Consider the following 20,450-nt stretch of genomic DNA (forward strand, 5'->3'; position numbering starts at 1 on the left):
TTTCGATGGGTTAGCAACACTTTTTTTAGTGTTTTACTCATCGGGATGATCCTTAGTGACGCTTCCGTCTTCGAATCAGCCATGATCAATTGCGTTCTGCGTCTAGCATTTACTACTGGGATTCTCTGATACGTATGACGAACATAAATAAGATTTTCATCAAAATCGATATCCTCCCACTTTAGAGCGGCGATTTCTCCGATCCGCATACCGGAATACATCGCTAATAGTGTTGGGATGCCGTATCCTTTCTTTTCCTTCGTAGCAATATTCATTACTTTTCTTTGCTCAGTCATAGATAGTGCACGGATCCTCGTTTGTTTAGCCTTGGGAATTTTAAGCTCCGTAAAGGGATTCACATTTAGTTTCCCTATTTTTTTTGCTTGATTTAAACATTTATTTAGTATGCGAAAAATAACTTGTACAGTGGACTTTGCTAATTGCTTTTGTAGTTCATGAAGCAGTGTCTTGCCAGTTTCTAATGATAGTTCGTTTAATGGGATATTTCTGATTATCGGTAATACATACTTGCTCAGTTTATAGTAATAACTGGATAGCGTTGACGGTTTGACCTCACTTTGAACCTCTGCCAACCATTCTACAGACCATTCCTCAAACGTTTCAGCGGAACTTCCTTGTATCTTTTGTAATGAGTGATAATGAATTCGCAGTGGGTAAAGCAGCTGTCTCACTTCAGTATAACTTCGACCGTAGACGTAGCCATATCGTAGTTTTCCATTACTTTTCCTTCCTTTGGGATATCTTCCCTCCCAGCGACCATCCTTTCGTAGATAGATATTTTCTCCTTTGCGCATAAAAACTCCTCCTATATATTGACGGCTCACCAGACGGTTCATTTTTCGTTGTTTTCTTATAAAAAAACAACAATACGAACGCTGATATTAGTTTTTTATTATTGGTTTTTCTAAAAATAATTATTTTTATGAAGCGTATTGCCTATTAATAATTAATAATATATAATTACTTTATGAATTGTTTTTGATATATCAAACAAATAAGTTGATATCTTTCATTCAGTTGCAGCTGTTTCTAGTTTTTTATAAGACTAAGTAAACTCCAGATAAACATCCAAACTTATAAATGTTCATTATTTGAAAAAACAGAAAGGTACTTTTCTAAAAATAAAAAAGATATCTTCCCATTATAGGTTATAAAACAAAATTTATATAATAATTAAAAACAAAAGACAAAATATTCATTTATTTAATTATATAAACGGCGTTTTTTTATTAAACCACAATTAAATAATGTAGAAAACACAAAAGCACCTGCGACATTGCATCGCAGGTGCTTATTTGTATAAGCATTTCATATACTTACCGTTTTATAAAAGTCGATTCTATCATGAGCTTCTCGTTTCTATTTTCTATAAATTGCAGAAAGGCTTCACGACCGCATTTAGTCATATGGTAATCAATCGTTGAAAGATTCAGCAATTTACTCACTAGTAGATTGTCTTGACCTACGATAATATGAAGCTAATTTTCGTATAGAAACTGCCTATAACATTACATTGAGCTTCCTAAGTGAGTAGAATCATTACGTCCTTATTCCCAAATGTGGTATAAGGGCTTTTCTTTGCGGATTTGCAAAAATTTGAGTATAACTGTAGAAAATAGCTCCTCATGATTAGGCAAGAAAGGACGTCCCAAAAATGTATTCATTCGTTCCCGAAAATATGCATGAAGTCGAACAAAAGCTGAATTATCTAATAGAAAAAGGAAAAGACACCTCAGAAGAGGAAGTGATTCGGCAAGCAGTGCTTGATAATAGCCAGCAAATATTGGATGGTGATTTAGAGGGACCTTATTGGAAGGTAAAATGGCAGCCTGAAGACCAAACACTGGCCGTTTTTGACATCATGAACAAAGAGGTCGGTACTGTCGAAAGCTTGTCTGGTTCATTTACCACAGATTTTCGAAAAAGTGCGCCGAATGTGATTCGTCATCTCGCAGAAGAGATTCAAAAAATCGTGAATACTAATTGATTCACCAAAAAACCGTTCAGTCTCACAATTCGTGAAGCTGGACGGTCTTATTTATCATTGATTAGATATTTTTTCTATGCACCTTCTACTAAATCGCGTTTCTTATAGCCTAGATAACCTAAAAGCATGAAGACGACGCTGATTATCGTGATCACCACCACGACGGTCCCATCAAAATCCTCCATCGGCATCCGAGGAATCCAGCTTTGGATCGCTGTCTTTGCGAACCATTCAGGTAAATCAAGAATGCCGCCAAAATAGTTCAAGGCAAAGGAATAGCCAAGATACGCATAAATGACTTTTCCAAACTTAGGAAGCCAGCCTAGCGCAAGCGCAGCTAGTCCAATGTAAAACAGCACAGACGGTAAAAAATTATAGCCCGCAGCTAAGAAGTCCAACAAATCCATCGTAGATTTATTTTTCATGGCCGCGATCGCGGTACCGCCCAGCCCGGCAGAAGCCAAGCCGACTCCTATAACTCCAGCTAAAATAGCCAGGCTTACAGTCGTCCAATACAGCTGTCCACGTGTTACCTTTGTTGCATACAATTGACTGAGATGCATCCTAGTTTCTTCCGAAAACAATTTATTGACGACGACGATCGGTAGAATCGATACAAGTCCGATCATCACCATCATGATAGTCCCCGTAAAGGATTCCTCAATGGATACCCCTGATTGAGTGAACATCTGCTTCATCAGCTCATTTCCTCCAAGGAAAACCTGCATGTCCCCATAAATCGAACCATAAGCAGCGCCCATAACGACAAAAGCGATTAGCCAGCCGATCATCACTCCCTTGTTGATTTTGAAAATCAACCCAGGAACAGAAAGCAATGACTTTTTAGCTGTTGCTCTTCCTTCGCGTTCGGGTAAATAGCCTGCGCCCATGTCCCGATGACCTTCTAATATAAAGGCGGCCACAGTCAGAGCAATACTGAAAATCAACGCCGCAAGCAATGGTGTCCAATTATTCTCTGTAAACGGATAGGTCAAGTAGGTCCACCCCATTGGATTGAACATCGACAAATCCGCATCGGATACATCTGTTCCTGCACGTACGATATACAGGAGTCCAATAAGCCCCAAGGTTGAGCCCGTTGCCCCAGTAGAAGTTGCCATGATCTGCGACACGACCAGAGCCAGTACTCCGCCAATGATCCCCGCTGCCGCAATGGAGGCTCCGAATAGAAAGGCACCCTCAGTACTGATTGCTGTCACATCAAAGCTTGCCATCACCCCGCCAATAAAAGCTCCTAGTAATAAATTGATCAAAACCATTTCTGTGATGACTGCCAGCGAATTTGCTTGGCGTCCTACTCGAAAAGATCGGACTAATTCAGTTAATCCTAATTCTTCCTCTTTTCGCGTATGACTCACAACATGAAGCGCTGATATGATCATCGCAAATAATCCACAAAACAGCAGCATCTCCTGGGCATACATCGCTCCCAATGTATAATCAGCACCCGATTGGATCGGCGTTGGTCCGACCATTGAAATCATCGCTGGATTCTGCATCGTTTCAAACATTCCCAGCAGACCTTGCCCCTTGCCAATCTCTTCAAAGGCTGGAACAAAAGCACCAGAAAATACTCCTAATCCTAAAATCCAAACAATTATTTTTTTCCAGTCACGTTTTACGTACTGAATAAACAAAACGCTCCAGCGAGCAAATTTCTCATTCATCTCATTTTCCTCCGTTCCGACAATCAGCCTTCATAGTGACGCAAGAATAAATCTTCCAGCGTTGGCGGTACAGATTCAATTTTTTTGACTCCTAATTTGGTCGCTTCGATCAAAATCGCATTCATCGCCTCATTATCTGCAGAAAAGGTCGCTTTCCCATCCTTCTCAACAAAATCATGAACTCCCGGAACATTTGCGATTTCAGACACCGCTCCTTCTGTCGTCAGTGTGACTGTCGAGCGCGTTAAATGTCGCAATTCGTCTAAGGTACCTGTTTCTACTACTTCCCCTCGTCGAATGATCGCCACTTTATCCGCTAACCGTTCCACCTCACTCAAAATGTGAGAGGACAATAAGATCGCTTTTCCAGCATGCTTGATTTTTTCTATTTCCTCTTGAAACACGGCTTCCATCAACGGGTCCAAGCCAGAGGTCGGCTCATCTAGAATGTATAGATCTGATTCTACCGACAACGCCGCGATCAAACCAACCTTTTGCCGATTTCCTTTTGAATAGCCTTTGGCCTTTTTCTTTGGATCAAGTTCAAATCGTTTGATCAAGTAATCTCGCTTTTCTTTACTGCCGCCGCCATGAAGCTTAATGAATAAATCAATGATCTCTCCACCGGTAAGACTGCCCCAAAGCGCGATATCTCCAGGTACATAGGAAATTCGTTTGTGGATCTCCAAACTGTCCTTCCAAACATCTTTGCCGAATATTTCGACATTGCCTTTGTCTCGGTTGATGATTCCCAGCAGCGTGCGAATCGTCGTTGATTTTCCTGCACCGTTTGGCCCGATAAATCCGACTACTTCACCAGCATTCACTGTGAATGACACGTCCTTCAATGCCTGGAATTTGCCAAATTTTTTCTGCAAGCCTTGTACTTTTACAATTTCTGTCATGGTACGAAACTCCCTCTCTCGACATAATTTTATAACGTGCTTTCCAGTCCAAAACAAAAAACGATGTCCATTTTACGAACTTAATATATGTATAAAGTTCATAATTGACTGATTTAACCTTTGTTTCAAACTAAAGTTCATTTACAACTCCAATAATATCCCCTTTTAACAAGAGAGTCAACGATAATAGCAGCGAATTTAAAACTACTATTCCATTGTAAGTTCGTATTCTTTCCTATATAATATAATTAAATCAAATTACGAACTATTTAAAACAAAAAGTTCTTTTTTATAGAAAGCAGGCGTTTTTATGAATGGGTTTGAACGAAGAACACAAGAAAAAAAAGACCAGGTGCTGCAGGCCGCCTTTATATTGATGAACACAGATAATGGCATCGAGAATCTGACGGTCGATGATGTGGCTAAATTAGCAAATGTCGGAAAAACGTCGATTTTTAAATATTTCGGTAGCAAGGAAAACCTCATCCATGAAGTATTCATGCGTTCTATGGATGAGATGTCCAGTACTGCCAAAGAAATCATGGCGAAAAACGCCCCCTTCGAAGAGACGTTGATCGCCATGAGTCAAAATAAAATCAACTACCTAAAAAAAATCAATAAGCAATTCTATCTAGATTTAATGAAGTATTACACCAAAAAAGAGGACAACGGCTTCACTCGAATGATGCAGGAATACACGGATCAAAGCTTCGGAATCATGTTGGATATGTTCCATCGCGGTCGCAAAGAAGGCAAAGTTGATTTAAAGTATTCCGATGAATTTTTGATGCTGTTCTTTCAAGCCCTACTCGAAGGTATCTCCAATCCGCAGATTTATGAACAAATCCTTCCTTATACAGCGGAATGGACAGAGGTTTTAGTTAAAGGAGTGGCCCCAAGGAAATAGGGCGGGAACAACAGGAGGCATCTATGACTCAAGGAAGAATCGTCATCATCACCGGTACACCTGCAACAGGGAAAAGCACCCTCGCTTCACTGCTTGCGAATCAATCTGATAAAGAAAAATCTGTCCACATGCATACAGATGATTTTTATCACTTTATTAAAAAAGGCAGGATTGCACCTCATTTGAAAAAAGCTCATTTGCAGAATAAGATCGTTATCGACGCTTTTTTAGAAGCTACGAAAGTTTTTGCTCAAAATGGATATGATGTAATCGTTGATGGTATCGTCGGTCCTTGGTTTTTAGACCCGTGGTTTCAAGCAGCAAAAGATGGATTCGATGTCCATTATATTATTTTACGAGCTTCGAAGGAGGAAACACTCACTAGAGGCAGGAATCGAAACAAATTAGATGAAGCAACCAATCTGGAATTGATTCAAACAATGTGGGATCAATTCAATCAGTTGGGAGAATTTGAAGCACACGTGCTGGATACAACCACTCAAACAATCGAACAAAGTTTGGATCAAGTCAGACAATGTATCCAAGATCATTCCATGCGCCTCAATCCTAGTTAGAATAAACAGTAACCTATCCGCTTGCTCAGGCATAGCGGTCTTTTTTTCAATATTTTCTCTCCCGAGAACAAATCCTCGCTTTTAAAAATGGAAAGTAGTAGAATCAGATTAACTTATTAATAGTAAGTAAATCACAGTGATTTAAGGAGGGTTTCTATCGTGAAAAAAATTGGCTTTTTGAGTTTTGGTCATTGGATGGATCAAGGTTCACTTGTAAAAACCGCCAAAGATTCCTATTTGCAATCCATTGAATTAGCCGTCGAAGCAGAAAAAATCGGGATCGATGGCGCATACTATCGCGTGCATCATTTTGCGGATCAGATCGGTTCACCTTTTCCTCTACTTTCCGCAATCGGAGCAAAAACCAGCAAGATCGAAATCGGAACTGGCTTGATCGACATGCGTTATGAAAATCCTTATATGATGGCGGAAAATGCTGGATTAACCGATATCATCACTCAAGGCAGAGTAGAATTGGGCGTAGGCCGTGGTTCACCAGAGCAGGTCCTCGATGGTTGGAAATATTTCGGCTATGACTACAGTGAAGAGGAAATCAAAGATATTACGCGTGAACGGACATTGGAGTTTTTGAAGTTGATCGAAGGTGAACGATTCGCGGAACAAAATCCGCAACCCATGTTCCCGCAAGCTCCTGGAAAATTGCGTTTAGAACCTTATTCTGAAGGGTTGCGCCAGCATATCTGGTGGGGCGCCGGTTCCACACAAACAGCGATATGGGCAGCGCAGCATGGGATGAACCTGCAATCATCAACCTTGGTAAACTACGAAACCAATGAACCTTTCCATGTGCAGCAGGCCAAACAATTACGCGCTTATAAGGAAGCATGGAAAAACGCCGGTCATAACTTCGAACCACGCACATTAGTCACTCGTTCTATTCAACCCATCACGACAGATCTTGATCGTCAACTATTCGGCCATCAAGGGGATGAGGCAAATTATGATCAAGTTGGTTTTCTGGCTTACCATCAGAATCCGACAATCTTCGGAAAAACCTTCGCAGGTGAACCAGATAAGATCGCTAAAGAGTTGGCGGATGATGAAGCAATCAAGGAAGCTGATACCGTACTTGTCACGATCCCAAATACATTGGGTGTCGAATACAATATGCACTTACTTGAAACAATCGTAAAAGATATCGCGCCTGATTTAGGCTGGAGATAAATAATATATTGAAGATTGAGCTAGCCTGCTTTGGCTAGCTTATTTTTTGATCATTATTCATTAAGAGCAAAAATATTACGCTATTTCCTATCCAGCGTTATACTAGTTTATGTAACGACTATATTAGGAGGTTTTTCTTAATGGAACAGTTGAAATTAAACAATGGTCAAACGATCCCTCAATTAGGGCTAGGCGTTTTTAAAGTGCAAGATCCAGATGATCTAAAAAGTGCTGTAGTAGCGGCTTTGAACGACGGCTATCGTCACTTTGATACTGCAACAATCTATCACAATGAAGCTTGGTTGGGTGAAGCTCTTGCTGAGAGCGACGTTAAACGTGAAGATCTGTTTATCACATCAAAGGTCTGGAATAATAATACGACTTACGATGATACGATCGCGGCTTTCCACGAATCATTGAAGAAACTGCAAACTGATTACTTGGATCTTTACTTGATCCACTGGCCGAGCGAAGGCTATAACGAAAAATGGCGTGCGCTGGAAAGCTTGTATAACGAAGGCCTGATCAAGTCTATCGGGGTCTCAAATTTTGAAAAGCCCCATATGGAAAAATTATTGACGACCGCAAAAATCAAACCCGCAGTGGATCAAATTGAAACGCATCCCTACTTCCAACAAAAAGAACTTCATGACTACTTGAAGAGCTTGGATATCGCCCACGAAGCTTGGGGTCCGCTTGGACAAGGGAAAGGGAATGTGATGGAAGATCCTACTTTAGCGAAAATCGCTGAGGCCCACAATAAGAGTATTGCTCAAGTTATCTTGCGCTGGCATTTGCAACGCGATATTATCGTGATTCCGAAATCTGTTCACGCTGAACGAATCGCACAAAATATCGATGTGTTCGACTTCACCTTAACAGATGAAGAAATGTCGCTCATCGCTGCAATTGATAAAAACCAACGCGGCTCTGGCGACCCAAATGATGAAGAATTTTTGAAAGGGACATTGAGCAGAAAATAATCTTTGCTTTAGCCTACAAAAAGCAGCTAACCGAATAGCCGGTCAGCTGCTTTTGTTTCGCTTATGGTTGACTAAAGTCGCGTCGCTTTTAGACCTATTAATTTCAGCTATTTCTTAGCTACTGGTCGTACATACTTCCAAAATCGTTCTGGGTCATGATAAAAATAGATCACTCGCCCAGGGATGGTATCATACTGATAGTCCGTATCAGAAAAATCAAAGCTTGCCATCGCTTTTTCTACCTCTTCCTCGACACTGCGATTTTCCTGTTCATAATCAAATGGTCCATGTTCAAAAACGAGGTATTCCGCTTCGGGAACATCAATCATCCTCATTTGTTCCGGTACTTCCCCTTGATAGTCTGCTGGTAAACGGACACCATAGCACTCCGATCGCAAAAAGCCCCAATCACAAAGACGTCCCTCCGGATCACTGATATATGCCATCGCCTGTCCGCTGCTGCTGTCAGTTTTGGTGCCGCCGTCATCATCCAGCTTTCCTTTGATACTATCCAACAGGCCGCTGATCGTATCACAGTCCTGCCCAGGGATTTGGCTTTGCTTCTCCCAAAAATCCCAATAGCCGTTGCTCTGATTGTTTTTAATGTGTAAGAATTTGTGGTCTGGAATCGTAACAAAATACGTTTTGATATCTTCGGTTGATTTCACCATACCGATCTCTCCTAATCCTAAAAAGTAGCGGTCGAAAGGATTGATTTTTGTGCGAAGTACGACTGGCCTAGGCTTTTTCCGATATTCGCTGGGCGCAACGCCATACATTCGTTTAAATGCACGAGTAAAAGCTTCATGGGAAGAAAAGCCATAATCAAAGGCGATTTCCAAAAAGCTTTTCTCATTGTCGCGGACTTCCTTTAAAGCAAAGGCCAATTTCCGTTGACGCAAATAATCGCGAAATGGCATGCCGGAAATTTCTTTGAATTTTCGCGTCGTATAGAACTCAGAATAGCCCATCTTACGAGATAATCTGCGCAATGTCAGTGCTTCATCATTGTAGTTGTCAATGCACTGATCGATTTCATCGACGATCTGCTGAATTTGTCTTTGCCACTCATACATTTGATTTCCTCCGTTTCGACTACCCTACATTTATTATAGGAATCAGGAAGAGGCGCCGCTTGATTTGACTTGCTCTTTTAATCAATAGACGATTTTTACTTTATCGTTCATGATCTGCTTTGTCCGTTCTATAAAATATTCCCGTGACAAGTCCTGCCCTTGATTGACACGGATCATGTGCTGATTCGCCAGCTCATTCGTATAATCCTTCAAGGCATAGGTTCGATAGGTTTGATAATTATCGCCAATGTATGTGATTGTCGGCCAGAATTCGACGTCTTCAAATTTGACGTCCTTCTTCTTCCTATCATAATCGATCGTCCAGCGCCCCATGCCGCCAAGCATTCGATCATTTTCTGCTTGTGAGGAAATGAAGTTCCCCAAAGAGTACATCACGAGTGTTTGATTCCCCGCTTCTCCTTTTAGATAGTCCATCGGCTGAATCACATGAGGATGTCCGCCAACGATCACATCCACTCCGGCATCACTCAAAAGCTGTGCCAGCTGTGTTTGATTTTCATTTGGAACAAATTGGTATTCTTCACCCCAATGCATACTGACGATTTGAATATCACTCTGCTGATTCAATTGCTTCATATCTTTTTTTATCTGCTCTTCGTCGATCAGATTCACTAAATAATCCTTGCCTTCAGGCAGCGGAATCCCATTCAGCCCGAACGTATAGGACATCAGGCCAACCTTGACCCCTTTGATTTTTTTGATATGGAGACGTTTGGCTTCAGGCGATTTTTGCGATCCAGTCACAGTGATATCAGGATAGTTCTCCAAATAGTCCAGCTGTCTAACGATGCCCTCTTCCCCTTTATCCATGGTATGGTTACTAGCCGCAGATAGCCAGTTATAGCCTGCCTTATGTAAAGAATCCAGCACCTGTGTTGGACCATTGAAGGTGGGATATCCAGATAGTCCCAGTTCTTCTCCCCCGCAGATCGTTTCCAAATTAATATAGGAAATGTCTCGATCTTTATTTAAATACTCCGTAGGTTCATACATCTCATCAAATCGATAGGTCCCATCCGGCTGTCGCAAATGATCATAAATAAAATCATGGATCAAGTTGTCTCCTACTGCTGAAAAATTTAGCTGCACTGAAGAAGCCTTTTCCGTTTTCGACACGTCCGAGGTCGTGTCCTTAGCACTTTTTTCCGGCTCCTTACTCCCGCACCCACTGAGAAACAAAAGAATGATCAAGCTCATTTTAAAAAAGTTCTTCACAGTCTAACCTCTTTTCGCTAGCTAAGTAACGATCGATTGGCATTTGCAACGCGACAACTTTCTTCTATATAAACTATTTTACGTTAATTTGATAAAGATAGGAATCGCTATTTTAACCCTTTTCTATATAAACACAGACTCTCTTTGATTTTTATTTCTCACTCTTCTGAGCTAAAAAATCACTTGTGAATTATTTCCATTTATCCTAAGATAGGCTGGTAAGCTCTTTTTTTGCTATAGTTATAAACGGAGGTCAGATGTGTGAAAAAAATCATTTATTTTGCTCTTGGCGGGATCACCTTTGCCCTTGGAACCTTAGGAATTTTTCTTCCTTTTTTACCAACAACTGTCTTCTATTTGCTGACGGCCTTCTTTTGGCTGCGGAGTTCGGATAACTATTACAATAGGTTTATTCAGTCTTCCTTCTATCAACGGACAGTGGAGGAGCCGATCGTCAAAAAGAAAATCACCAATGCCGGAATAGTCAGGATGTTTTTTATGATCTTCCTAGTCTTTTTAATCCCTGGGCTTTTAGTAGACAACGCATGGATGCGCATTTGTCTAGTTATCGTATATCTTGGTCATGTCATCGGTCTGACTTGGTACCTGCGGGGTAAAAAAATATCCGTGAAGACGAGGGAATCGAATGATTGATGCCCCCTTACGCCATCATCGATAAAAATTGCTGCGAAAAAGAATCGCCAAAGAACTAGTATTGGATACTTGTCTTTGACGATCCTTTTTTATTTATCAAAAACCTCGAAGCCGTAATTTCTGATGTGCTGCTTGAGCAAGTCAATGTATTCTCGCCCCATTGGACTGAGGGCGATTTTTTTGTGCTTCAGATAGCCCAGCAGCATACTATCCTCTACCTCCAATGGGATCGCGACAATTTTTTCATCATTCAATTCACTGCTGATGATCCCTGAGCTGATTGTATAGCCGTCCAGTCCTACCATTAAATTGAAAATCGTCGCGCGATCGCTGATTTTGATATGTTTTTTGTAGTGCATCGTACTTAAAATTTCTTCGGAAAAATAAAAAGAGTTCGTGTCCCCTTGTTCGTAGGATAAGTACGTGTAGTCTGTTAAATCCTCCAGACTTAGTTTTTTCTTTTGGGTCAGAGGATTGTCACGGCCGACAAAAACATGCGGCTGCGCTTCGAACAGTGGAATAAACTCCAGCTCCTTCTCATTAATCAAGCGTTTCAGAACCATCTCGTTGAAGCGGTTCAAATAAATGATCCCGATCTCACTTTTAAAATGCTGAACATCGTTCAATGTATTCTCTGTCAGTGTTTCCCGCAAAGTAAATTCATATTCCTCAACGTCAAGCTGTTTGACTAACTCGACAAAGGCATGTACCACAAAAGCATAATGCTGTGCGGAAACACTAAACACCTGCTTACGGACCGTTTCCGTTTTAAATTTCGCATTGAGCAGATTGACCTGATCCAATATTCCCCGAGTATAGTTGATGAACTCCCGCCCTTCATTCGTTAAGGTCATTCCGGTTTTGCTGCGATAAAAAAGCTGGAGCTGATATTCTGTTTCCAGCTCCTTGATTGCTTGAGTTAAGCTAGGCTGGGAGATATAAAGCTGCTTGGCCGCTTCATTCATTGAACCCGTCTGAGCGATTTTTTCTAAATATTCTAATTGCTGGATGCGCATAGCTTCCTCCTATCGATAGGCAAAGCCTATAACTAATTAAAGTCAATACGTATTACTTATTATACCGGAATTTTGATAAGATAAGTGAACTTAAATCATTAGGGGGCTTTTTCAATGGGAAAATCAAGATTTCAATTAGTCGGATCGCTATTACGTCCGCAATCATTATTAGACTACAAAAATCAAATCGAGCAACGTGAAGACATCACCTATCCCTTTTATGCTGATTTTGCTGGGTATGAGGAAACTGAAAGCAAGGCAATCTCACAAATCATTCATGATCAAATAGACCATCAAATCGATGTTCTTACAGACGGCGAATATTCAAAATCAATGTGGCACCTTGATTTTATTTGGGGCCTTCAGGGAATTGAACGCTACATCGCTGACCATGGATATCAGTTTAAGGACTTTGACGGTGATTCTTTTGAAACGCGCAAAGATATCGGCATTCGAATCGTTGCTCCTTTATCGGGAAAAAACCATCATTTTCTTGAGATTTTTAAGAAAACCGCTGATCAGGCTCAGGGCCATGACGTTAAAATCACCGTATGGAGCATTGCTCATGCCTTTACTGAACTCTCCGTCTTTGACGGATTATTCGGTACAGATCAAGTTTACAAAACGAAAGAAGAATTAAAAGCTGGACTGATTAACGCCTACAAAGAATTCCTAACAGAATATCAGGCAGCTGGCGGTAAGATCGTGCAATTCGATGACTGTCTCTGGGAGCTTTTTGATTCTAGCAATAAAGACAGCTTCTTCGCAGAAGGCAATGTGGATTTGATTGATTTAGCAAATGAGTTCGTAGCAGTAAATAATGAGATCGCTGATTTCGGGCACGAGCTGGGGTTACAGGTCTGGACCCATAATTGCCGCGGAAATTATGAATCTCGCCATGCTTCTGGCGGCACCTATCAAGCCATTGCTGAAAAATTCCTCGGCGAGCAGCACTATGATCGCTTCTTCTTGGAATGGGATGATGAACGTGCGGGCGACTTATCTGCGCTAGAAGTCTTGAAAGACAAAGAAAATGTGGAAGTGGTGCTTGGGCTGCTTTCTAGTAAAACCAATACATTAGATGATGAAGCTCGTGTGCTTCACTATCTCGACAAAGCCAGTACGATCATTCCAAAAGAGCGCCTATTTTTATCTCACCAATGCGGATTTGCTTCCTGCGACAGCGGAAACAATCTGACCTTTGATGAACAGTGGGCAAAAATTGATCAGGGGCAAAAAATTGCCAAAGATTATTTTGCGAATAACTAGTTACTGCTTAAACAGGACAAGCGATTCCTTTTCGCTTGTCCTGTTTTTTGTGGAGAACATACTGACGAGACACTTTTTTTGTCGTTTTTCTTCATTTGACGTACACTTCTGATGAAGAAAAAAAGAGGTGCAGAAAAATGGAAGAAAACGTTCATGAACGGCTGATCTTCGGGATGGCTTTAGCAGCAACAGCTGGAGGCTTGGATGCTTATACTTATCTGGTGCATGGGGAAGTATTCGCAGGACTTCAAACAGGAAATTTTATTTTGCTGGGGGTTCATTTAGGTCAGGGCCACTGGCGTGCGCTATTTCATTATTTGATACCGATTCTCGCGTTTGCCTTTAGTGCATTGCTGGCACGCTACCTGCAAACCAAGCTCAGAAAAAATCAGCAGCTTTGGTTTTTGATTTTTGAAAGCACATTACTATTACTCGTAGGTCTCTTCTCTTCACATCTGCCAAATTTGTTAGCGAACGCCCTGCTCTCTGCAGCAGCGGCTGCTCAGCTTCAGGAATTTCAAAAGCTGAAGGGCAAGCCTTTTACTTCTTTGATGATGACAGGAAATCTACGAAATCTTTCAACTAACTTTTTTGAAGGCTACATCAAACATGATGCCGCTAAGCAAACAGCTTTTCGTGACACCTTGATTATTTTAGGCAGCTTTGTCTTAGGTGCTTTATTAAATGGATTTTTAGTTTCTTATTTCGCTCAGCGGACGATCCTATTCAGCCTGGTCTTTTTAACAATCGCAGGGGGCTTATTAATAACAGATCCATATACTTCTCATTAAAAACAAAAAGAGCGCTCTCTTTTTGTTTTTTTGTTTTAATAGGATTCTCGGGAGTGCCATTAGACTATAGTAATAGTCATTTTTTTCTCACAATTGATAATTATTTTATTTTTATAAATTATGAGAATATCAAGACGTTTTATAAGACAAATTACTGAACCTTTCTTATACTAAACCTTACACATAAATAAAATGAATGATGAATTTTTTAATGGGTGAATGAACTATCATAATTACTTCTTTTACTTTTCCTTTCATTCATCTATAAAATTTAATTTTTTTCGGAGGATTATTATGAGAAAAAAAGTATTTTTAGTATTTGGAACACGACCAGAAGCGATCAAAATGGCGCCATTAGCCAAGAAGCTAGCTGCAGATGAACGTTTTGAGTCCAAAGTAGTGGTTACTGGACAGCATCGAGAAATGCTCGATCAAGTGCTGCAGGCCTTTTCGATCGTTCCTGATTATGATTTGAATATTATGCATCAGGGTCAGACTTTAAGTGAGATCACTAGTCGTGTCCTTGAAAAATTGACTGCCATCTTACTGGAAGATCGACCTGATATTTTATTGGTCCACGGAGATACCACAACGACTTTTGCGGCTGCTTTAAGTGCCTTTTACCAACAGATACCTATCGGACACGTTGAAGCTGGGCTGCGAACTTGGGATAAATATTCTCCATTTCCAGAAGAAATGAATCGACAATTAACAGATGACCTGACCGACCTTTATTTTGCTCCAACAATGAAAAGCAAAGAAAATCTGGTTAAGGAAAATCACCCGGAAAAATACCTATATGTTACAGGAAATACGGCGATCGACGCGATGGAAAATACTGTAGATAAGAATTACGTGATTCCAGCCGCTGTTTCAAAGGATCTGGACCGGATCGTTCTAGTCACCATGCATCGCCGCGAAAATTTGGGCGAACCGATGCATGCTGTGTTTAGTGCGATACAAAAAGCCGCCAAGGATTATCCAGACACTCAATTTGTTTTTCCAATGCACAAAAATCCAGCCGTTCGAAAAGTTGCCCTAGATCTTTTAGGCAACCTGGAAAATGTTTCATTGATCGAACCGTTAGATGTTATTGATTTCCATAATTATGCTAAACAGAGTTATTTGATCTTAACAGATTCCGGCGGTGTTCAAGAGGAAGCGCCATCCTTAGGAGTTCCTGTGCTGGTGCTGCGTGACCAAACAGAACGACCAGAAGGAGTAGCGGCTGGGACACTGCGATTGGTTGGAACCGATGCTCAGACTGTTTACACGACGATCAAAGAGTTGTTTGAAGAACCAGCTGCTTATGACAAAATGGCAAAGGCCAGCAATCCTTATGGCGATGGAAAAGCCAGCGAACGAATTGCAGAAGCGATCGCACACTACTTTCAACTAGCCGAACGCCCAGAAGACTTCAGCCTTTAAGGAGAACTACGATATGAAATATATCCAACGAATTCGAATCGAGTGGATGATGATCTTACTAGCCGCCGTCTTTCTCATTCAAAATTTGATTTTAGATGATCGTTTTGGTTTTGTTCCTGTGTTAAGTATTTCTCTCTTAGCCTTTTTCGGATTACTTGTTGGTTTTTTAGGGAATACTATTACGGTCGCGGTTTTCTCTATGATGGTGATGGCTACAGGAACGTACTTGCTGTATTACACGCCTATTATCATGCCGCGGCTGGAAAAAATTTACTTGATCATCGTTATTCCGATCTTTGCTGTCTTGGGACTTATTACAAAAAATAGTGTGCTCTTCAATCGGCGCTCAAATACCTTTCAGCCAAGAATGCGGCATTATTTGACAACCTTAGATGAAACAACTGGTTTGTATAACAAAAAAGAATTTGAAGCCCGCTTTGAAAAATTTAAATGCGCCATGAATTTGTATGAAAAAATTGGCCGTGGTCTCATCGTATCCTTCTATACAGTTGATTACATCGAGCAATTGCGGTACCAAAATGACCAGGCGACCGATCAATTGCTGCAGGCCTTGGCGCAAGAATTGAGTGATATTCGTTTACCAGAAGAAGATCAGTTCTATTTAGGGGATGGCACCTTTGTCGTCATGTCTCCTATTTATCATTCAGGAGATAGTTTGACGTTTATCCAAGAGCTGAACCGGATAACGAAAACACAATTTTCTCTATTTCCATTTAAAAATTTCGAACGTTCCCAAAACACGGTGATTCGTTTTGGTGAAATGGCAATTGAAGGTTCTACAGAATTAACCGCCGAACAGGTTATCAGTCGTGTGAGACGACGCTCCGAAGCCGATTTGACGGATGAATACATTTTATAAGGAGGGAAATAGTCATGGATCAACTACTCATTTATTTTTTTGAAGCGAGTAAGGTCGTTACAGTGATATTTTTTATCGCGGCTGTGGTTCTATTTCTCTGCTTGTTGATCATCAAGGATCGGATTTGGCGCTACTTTAGGAGGCGGAATTATTAATGAGTTCCATATTGTTAATGTTTGGAATCATCTCGATTTGGTTCTCCCTGCTGATCACCTTAGTTATCTTATTTGGCGCGGTCTACTATTTATTAAAAAATATTCGGCCGCCGAAAAATCGTTTGGAACCACTCAAAGCCTACCCGCTGATTACGATCGTTGTTCCGGCACATAACGAAGAGATCGTCATTCAAGATACGGTGAAGGCTATTTTAAGTATGAACTATCCGCGGGAAAAAATGGAAATTTTAGTTTTTGCGGATAATTGTGACGACGAGACCTATGAGCGCGTCCATACGATTCTTCAGCAGCCAGAATATCAAGGGTATTATTTGACTAAAGTCATTGATCGCCGCGGAACCGGAGGCAAGGCTGGCGTATTGAACGATTCCCTAAAAATCGCCCATGGTGAGTATCTCTGTGTCTATGATGCCGATGCGATGCCTGAACAAAACGCTCTTTATTTTCTGGTTGAAAGAGCTTTGGAGGACCCAGAACGTTATGGTGCGGTCTTTGGCAGAAACAAGACAAGAAATTATAAGCGCAACTTTTTGACACGCTGTATCAATTTAGAAATCGTAACCAGTCAGCGGATTATTCATACCGGCTTATGGCAGCTGTTTAAGATTGGACAAATCCCCGGCACCAACTTTATCATTCAAACAAAAATGATCCGAGAATTAGGCGGCTGGGATAATGGTGCGCTGACAGAGGATACTGCCCTAAGCTTTAAAATCATGAAGCTTGGCAAATTGATCGCTCTTGCTTCCCGTTCAGAGGCCTTCCAACAAGAACCCGAAACGCTGTCTGTCTATTATCGTCAGCGAAAACGTTGGGCCAAAGGAAACTACGAAGTGATCATCAATAATCTCAAAGATATCTTTGGCGGATCAAACTGGCGTATCCGTCTGCAAAGTATTTATTACTTCAATACATTTTTCTGGTTCACCAGTGCAATTATTTTATCGAACATCATGTTTCTTGCCAATTTGATCGCAATGATTTTGCATGTTTGGTTTCCTTCGATTGATGTGATTTTTACTTTTGGCGGGAGCAATCGGCAGATCGGCGCTCTTTTATTAGTGAATTGGGCATTGATGTTTGCGATCTACTTGCTGCAAATCCAATTGGCCTTATCTAGTCAATTTGGGCAAGCGACCACCGCCAATTTCTTTTATGCCATTGCATCGTATTTCACCTATTCCTTATTGTTCATCGGAATATCGATCGTATCGCTCTTTTCTTATGTGGGGGATAAACTATTTCGGCGTGATAGCAGTAAGTGGTATAAAACACAACGTTTCGATGACTAGGAGGCAATTTTATGCGCAAACGTCCTGCAATTATGTGGTCACTGCTGGCTTTGATTTTTTTAGGTTATGTTGCAGCAGTGCTTTTAAATATAGAAGACAATCAGATCAAAGTAGAAAAAAACGTGTATCAACAATGGCGCTCAGCTTATGTGAAAGAAAACGCTGAAGGTGCTTTCGTCAAAACAAATTCTAAGGGAAAAACTGATATCTCGTTGTCTGAAGGACATGGGTACGGTATGCTGATCACCCTGCAAGCGGTCAAACGCGGTTGGGCAACTGAGAAAGATTTCTACGATTTTTATCGCTACTATGAAAATTTTCGGATCAGTCAGGAAAATCCATTGATGAGCTGGCGACAAACGTTTAAAGAAGACAATACTATAGAAAAAGAAAAAACGAATGCAACAGACGGAGATCTGGATATTGCCTATGCCCTGATCGCGGCAAGTAAGCAATGGCCCGACAGTTCGACCGATTACAAGCACGCGGCAAAGAGCCTGCTTTTAGCTATTAAGAAAAGAAACTATAATGCCACCAACAAATTATTGACTGTTGGTGATTGGGCAACGAAGGATTCTGAATCCTATGCCTTGATTCGGCCATCCGATATCATTCCCAGCTATTTTGATACTTTTGCGTCATTCAGCGGAGATACTTTCTGGCGAACACTCAAGACAAATTCCGTAGATGTCCTGGAAACATTGAGCAAACAGCATAAAACCGGATTGATTCCAGACTTTGCCTGGGTACAAAACAAAACAGTCACACCGGCTAAAAAGGATCAGGTCGCTGATGCAAACGATGGCAACTACGGAGCGAATGCCTGCCGGATCCCCTGGCGCCTTGCCAGCTCGAAGGATAAAGATGTCAATCAGGTATTAAGCAAGATGATGAACTTCTTTTTAGAAGAGAAGGTGATCACTGAAGGCTACACTCTTTCAGGAAAATCGTTATCCTCTAGTCCAGCTAAAAATTTCTCGGCACCTATTTTATACGCTGCTCAACAGAAAGAAGCTTACGGAAATCTCGTAAACTCACAATCCTGGGTAGTCGAAGACGAACTATCAGGAAAAGACTACTACGGCGATACGCTGACGACCTTGATAACAATGCAGATGAAGCAAAAATAAAGACAAGAAGAGCGGACTCTTCTTGTCTTTATGCTTCCCTCCGGCAAAACATGGCTTCTCACATTTAATTAACGATTAACGGGCAGAATACTCCCCTATCAGATAACCATATTGTAAAATATGCCCCGCCATCGCTTCTAGAAGTTCTCTTTTCCTCGAAGAAGCGAGTAAATCCAATTTAGTATCCAAAACAAAGACATTGTATTTGTAGCGATGACTGCCGAAGGGCGGCTTCGGCCCGCGATAGCGGTGCTTCCCATAGCCAATGCCTTGCACCGAATTGCCTAACTCCGATACTTGTTTGCCTTGGGGAATTTCAGCTGGAATAATTTTCATTGGAGGGATGTTCCAAATCAACCAATGATTGTAGACTCCGGCCAATGGATGATCAATATCATCCATAATTACCACCAGCGAAACAGCCCTTCGATCCAGCTCAGACAAGCGCAGCTCCGGTGACCGATCCTTTCCATTTCCAGTGTAATCTATAGGGATCTTGTCCCCATTCTTGAATGCCGGGCTTGTGATCTCCAGCCTTGAAACACCTTCAATCACAATATCCTTCTGCCGGCTGACCACTAAAATGATCCCCACCAGCAGTATGATCCCGCCAACGATACCTATAATCATTTTTCTGTGCCCCCTCATCACTTTTCTTCTCTTAACGTCCGGCGAATACGGCTCAAAGAAACAGGGGTGACACCGATATAAGACGCGATATGTCCGTGATTCACACGCTGGTCAATGTTTGGTATCTCGGTTTTTAATTTCACGTAACGCGCTGTCGCACTTTCGGTCAACAATGCTGTCTCCCGGACTAATTTGATTCGCAAGGTCTCCTCTAGCATTCCAATATAAATTTGTGTTAATGCGGGTTCTTCCAGCATTAGACTCTGAACGAGCTCATAGTCAAAGCAAACGACTCTGCACGGTTCTACTGCTTCAAAATTGCACATGACCTGTCCGCTAAAAACAACATGTTGGGTACTAAAGACCTGTTCTGCTTCCAAAAACTGATGGGTCAAATCATTCCCTTGATAATCTAGATAATACTTTCGAATCAAACCATCCACTAATAAATAAAGCTTATTTTGATTATCTCCCGCAGCAACGATCAAATCATCTGACGAAAACTCTATGAGAGTACCTAATTCTATCAATCGGGAAAGAACGGTTCCTTTGATCGTTACTTTGGCATAGCGACTCGCTAATTTCTTAACTGCCTGTTCAATTTCTGTCATCGCCTACTCC

21 protein-coding genes are annotated in these 20,450 nt (G+C 41.2%); 13 read left to right on the plus strand and 8 right to left on the minus strand.

Annotated features, from left to right (window positions below):
* Nucleotides 1-815, minus strand: an 815-nt coding sequence (locus tag JZO85_RS11335) for a site-specific integrase (protein WP_207108641.1), incomplete at its 3' end; no start/stop codon positions are given.
* 860 nt (nucleotides 816-1,675) lie between these two features.
* Between JZO85_RS11335 and JZO85_RS11340 the strand changes: the two genes are divergently transcribed.
* Nucleotides 1,676-2,008: a hypothetical protein gene (locus JZO85_RS11340; RefSeq protein ID WP_207108642.1), complete on the plus strand. Its 333-nt coding sequence runs from the start codon at nucleotides 1,676-1,678 to the stop codon at nucleotides 2,006-2,008.
* Between the two features lie 74 nt (nucleotides 2,009-2,082).
* Here the strand turns inward: JZO85_RS11340 and JZO85_RS11345 are convergent, their stop codons facing one another.
* Entirely contained in the window at nucleotides 2,083-3,696 is a 1,614-nt protein-coding gene (locus tag JZO85_RS11345; protein WP_207108643.1) for an ABC transporter permease, read from the minus strand.
* 23 nt (nucleotides 3,697-3,719) lie between these two features.
* Nucleotides 3,720-4,601, minus strand: coding sequence for an ABC transporter ATP-binding protein (locus JZO85_RS11350; RefSeq protein ID WP_207108644.1), 882 nt, complete (start codon nucleotides 4,599-4,601; stop codon nucleotides 3,720-3,722).
* Nucleotides 4,602-4,911: 310 nt separating this feature from the next.
* On the opposite strand from JZO85_RS11350, the gene JZO85_RS11355 reads away from it, so the two are divergent.
* The 4 genes from JZO85_RS11355 to JZO85_RS11370 all read left to right on the plus strand — a co-directional run bounded on the left by JZO85_RS11355 (nucleotide 4,912) and on the right by JZO85_RS11370 (nucleotide 8,251).
* Entirely contained in the window at nucleotides 4,912-5,508 is a 597-nt protein-coding gene (locus JZO85_RS11355; RefSeq protein ID WP_207108645.1) for a TetR/AcrR family transcriptional regulator, read from the plus strand.
* Between the two features lie 23 nt (nucleotides 5,509-5,531).
* Complete coding sequence (locus tag JZO85_RS11360) at nucleotides 5,532-6,083, plus strand: P-loop nucleotide/nucleoside kinase family protein (protein ID WP_207108646.1); 552 nt, start codon at nucleotides 5,532-5,534, stop codon at nucleotides 6,081-6,083.
* A gap of 159 nt (nucleotides 6,084-6,242) precedes the next feature.
* Entirely contained in the window at nucleotides 6,243-7,268 is a 1,026-nt protein-coding gene (locus JZO85_RS11365; protein WP_207108647.1) for an LLM class flavin-dependent oxidoreductase, read from the plus strand.
* Nucleotides 7,269-7,408: 140 nt separating this feature from the next.
* Entirely contained in the window at nucleotides 7,409-8,251 is an 843-nt protein-coding gene (locus JZO85_RS11370; RefSeq protein ID WP_207108648.1) for an aldo/keto reductase, read from the plus strand.
* A 107-nt stretch (nucleotides 8,252-8,358) separates the two neighbouring features.
* Here JZO85_RS11370 and JZO85_RS11375 read toward each other — a convergent pair whose 3' ends face one another.
* A complete protein-coding gene (locus tag JZO85_RS11375) occupies nucleotides 8,359-9,327 on the minus strand; it encodes a helix-turn-helix transcriptional regulator (RefSeq protein ID WP_207108649.1) in 969 nt (322 codons plus the stop codon).
* 81 nt (nucleotides 9,328-9,408) lie between these two features.
* Nucleotides 9,409-10,563 (minus strand): CapA family protein, encoded by a 1,155-nt coding sequence (locus tag JZO85_RS11380; RefSeq protein ID WP_207108650.1) that lies wholly within the window; start codon nucleotides 10,561-10,563, stop codon nucleotides 9,409-9,411.
* A 261-nt stretch (nucleotides 10,564-10,824) separates the two neighbouring features.
* Between JZO85_RS11380 and JZO85_RS11385 the strand changes: the two genes are divergently transcribed.
* Nucleotides 10,825-11,217 (plus strand): DUF454 family protein, encoded by a 393-nt coding sequence (locus JZO85_RS11385; protein ID WP_207108651.1) that lies wholly within the window; start codon nucleotides 10,825-10,827, stop codon nucleotides 11,215-11,217.
* A gap of 89 nt (nucleotides 11,218-11,306) precedes the next feature.
* On the opposite strand, the gene JZO85_RS11390 is transcribed toward JZO85_RS11385, so the two are convergent.
* Complete coding sequence (locus tag JZO85_RS11390) at nucleotides 11,307-12,233, minus strand: LysR family transcriptional regulator (protein WP_207108652.1); 927 nt, start codon at nucleotides 12,231-12,233, stop codon at nucleotides 11,307-11,309.
* Nucleotides 12,234-12,347: 114 nt separating this feature from the next.
* Between JZO85_RS11390 and JZO85_RS11395 the strand changes: the two genes are divergently transcribed.
* From JZO85_RS11395 to JZO85_RS11425, 7 genes are all read left to right on the plus strand, one after another.
* Nucleotides 12,348-13,502 (plus strand): cobalamin-independent methionine synthase II family protein, encoded by a 1,155-nt coding sequence (locus JZO85_RS11395; RefSeq protein WP_207108653.1) that lies wholly within the window; start codon nucleotides 12,348-12,350, stop codon nucleotides 13,500-13,502.
* Between the two features lie 137 nt (nucleotides 13,503-13,639).
* Nucleotides 13,640-14,293 carry a YoaK family protein gene (locus JZO85_RS11400; RefSeq protein WP_207108654.1) on the plus strand — a complete coding sequence of 218 codons (654 nt, stop codon included), beginning with the start codon at nucleotides 13,640-13,642 and terminating at the stop codon, nucleotides 14,291-14,293.
* A 294-nt stretch (nucleotides 14,294-14,587) separates the two neighbouring features.
* Entirely contained in the window at nucleotides 14,588-15,721 is a 1,134-nt protein-coding gene (gene wecB, locus JZO85_RS11405) for a non-hydrolyzing UDP-N-acetylglucosamine 2-epimerase (RefSeq protein ID WP_207108655.1), read from the plus strand.
* Nucleotides 15,722-15,734: 13 nt separating this feature from the next.
* Nucleotides 15,735-16,601 carry a nucleotidyl cyclase domain-containing protein gene (locus tag JZO85_RS11410; RefSeq protein ID WP_207108656.1) on the plus strand — a complete coding sequence of 289 codons (867 nt, stop codon included), beginning with the start codon at nucleotides 15,735-15,737 and terminating at the stop codon, nucleotides 16,599-16,601.
* 14 nt (nucleotides 16,602-16,615) lie between these two features.
* Nucleotides 16,616-16,756, plus strand: a complete 141-nt coding sequence (locus JZO85_RS11415; protein WP_207108657.1) for a hypothetical protein — start codon at nucleotides 16,616-16,618, stop codon at nucleotides 16,754-16,756.
* Nucleotides 16,756-18,069 carry a glycosyltransferase family 2 protein gene (locus JZO85_RS11420; protein WP_207108658.1) on the plus strand — a complete coding sequence of 438 codons (1,314 nt, stop codon included), beginning with the start codon at nucleotides 16,756-16,758 and terminating at the stop codon, nucleotides 18,067-18,069. The genes JZO85_RS11415 and JZO85_RS11420 overlap by 1 nt, the downstream gene beginning before the upstream one ends.
* An 11-nt stretch (nucleotides 18,070-18,080) precedes the next feature.
* The gene (locus JZO85_RS11425; RefSeq protein ID WP_207108659.1) at nucleotides 18,081-19,199 is read left to right on the plus strand and encodes a glycosyl hydrolase family 8; all 1,119 of its coding nucleotides are present in this window, start codon (nucleotides 18,081-18,083) and stop codon (nucleotides 19,197-19,199) included.
* A 75-nt stretch (nucleotides 19,200-19,274) separates the two neighbouring features.
* Here the strand turns inward: JZO85_RS11425 and JZO85_RS11430 are convergent, their stop codons facing one another.
* Together JZO85_RS11430 and JZO85_RS11435 are read right to left on the minus strand one after the other, a co-directional pair.
* On the minus strand, nucleotides 19,275-19,829 hold the full coding sequence (locus tag JZO85_RS11430) for a YbhB/YbcL family Raf kinase inhibitor-like protein (RefSeq protein WP_207108660.1): 555 nt from the start codon (nucleotides 19,827-19,829) through the stop codon (nucleotides 19,275-19,277).
* Nucleotides 19,830-19,846: 17 nt separating this feature from the next.
* Complete coding sequence (locus tag JZO85_RS11435) at nucleotides 19,847-20,440, minus strand: Crp/Fnr family transcriptional regulator (RefSeq protein ID WP_207108661.1); 594 nt, start codon at nucleotides 20,438-20,440, stop codon at nucleotides 19,847-19,849.
* Between the last annotated feature and the right edge of the window lie 10 nt (nucleotides 20,441-20,450).

This window comes from Candidatus Enterococcus murrayae (genome assembly GCF_017315985.1).
Classification (GTDB): Bacteria; Bacillota; Bacilli; order Lactobacillales; family Enterococcaceae; genus Enterococcus_A; species Enterococcus_A murrayae.

Excerpts from the sequence above, each read along its gene's own strand:
- JZO85_RS11355 (WP_207108645.1), top strand. The coding sequence starts at position 4,912 with ATGAATGGGTTTGAACGAAGAACACAAGAAAAAAAAGACCAGGTGCTG.
- JZO85_RS11415 (WP_207108657.1), top strand. The coding sequence starts at position 16,616 with ATGGATCAACTACTCATTTATTTTTTTGAAGCGAGTAAGGTCGTTACA.
- JZO85_RS11340 (WP_207108642.1), top strand. The coding sequence starts at position 1,676 with ATGTATTCATTCGTTCCCGAAAATATGCATGAAGTCGAACAAAAGCTG.
- JZO85_RS11360 (WP_207108646.1), top strand. The coding sequence starts at position 5,532 with ATGACTCAAGGAAGAATCGTCATCATCACCGGTACACCTGCAACAGGG.
- wecB (WP_207108655.1), top strand. The coding sequence starts at position 14,588 with ATGAGAAAAAAAGTATTTTTAGTATTTGGAACACGACCAGAAGCGATC.
- JZO85_RS11400 (WP_207108654.1), top strand. The coding sequence starts at position 13,640 with ATGGAAGAAAACGTTCATGAACGGCTGATCTTCGGGATGGCTTTAGCA.
- JZO85_RS11410 (WP_207108656.1), top strand. The coding sequence starts at position 15,735 with ATGAAATATATCCAACGAATTCGAATCGAGTGGATGATGATCTTACTA.
- JZO85_RS11345 (WP_207108643.1), bottom strand. The coding sequence starts at position 3,696 with ATGAATGAGAAATTTGCTCGCTGGAGCGTTTTGTTTATTCAGTACGTA.
- JZO85_RS11430 (WP_207108660.1), bottom strand. The coding sequence starts at position 19,829 with ATGATTATAGGTATCGTTGGCGGGATCATACTGCTGGTGGGGATCATT.
- JZO85_RS11350 (WP_207108644.1), bottom strand. The coding sequence starts at position 4,601 with ATGACAGAAATTGTAAAAGTACAAGGCTTGCAGAAAAAATTTGGCAAA.
- JZO85_RS11420 (WP_207108658.1), top strand. The coding sequence starts at position 16,756 with ATGAGTTCCATATTGTTAATGTTTGGAATCATCTCGATTTGGTTCTCC.
- JZO85_RS11435 (WP_207108661.1), bottom strand. The coding sequence starts at position 20,440 with ATGACAGAAATTGAACAGGCAGTTAAGAAATTAGCGAGTCGCTATGCC.
- JZO85_RS11375 (WP_207108649.1), bottom strand. The coding sequence starts at position 9,327 with ATGTATGAGTGGCAAAGACAAATTCAGCAGATCGTCGATGAAATCGAT.
- JZO85_RS11425 (WP_207108659.1), top strand. The coding sequence starts at position 18,081 with ATGCGCAAACGTCCTGCAATTATGTGGTCACTGCTGGCTTTGATTTTT.
- JZO85_RS11370 (WP_207108648.1), top strand. The coding sequence starts at position 7,409 with ATGGAACAGTTGAAATTAAACAATGGTCAAACGATCCCTCAATTAGGG.
- JZO85_RS11395 (WP_207108653.1), top strand. The coding sequence starts at position 12,348 with ATGGGAAAATCAAGATTTCAATTAGTCGGATCGCTATTACGTCCGCAA.
- JZO85_RS11390 (WP_207108652.1), bottom strand. The coding sequence starts at position 12,233 with ATGCGCATCCAGCAATTAGAATATTTAGAAAAAATCGCTCAGACGGGT.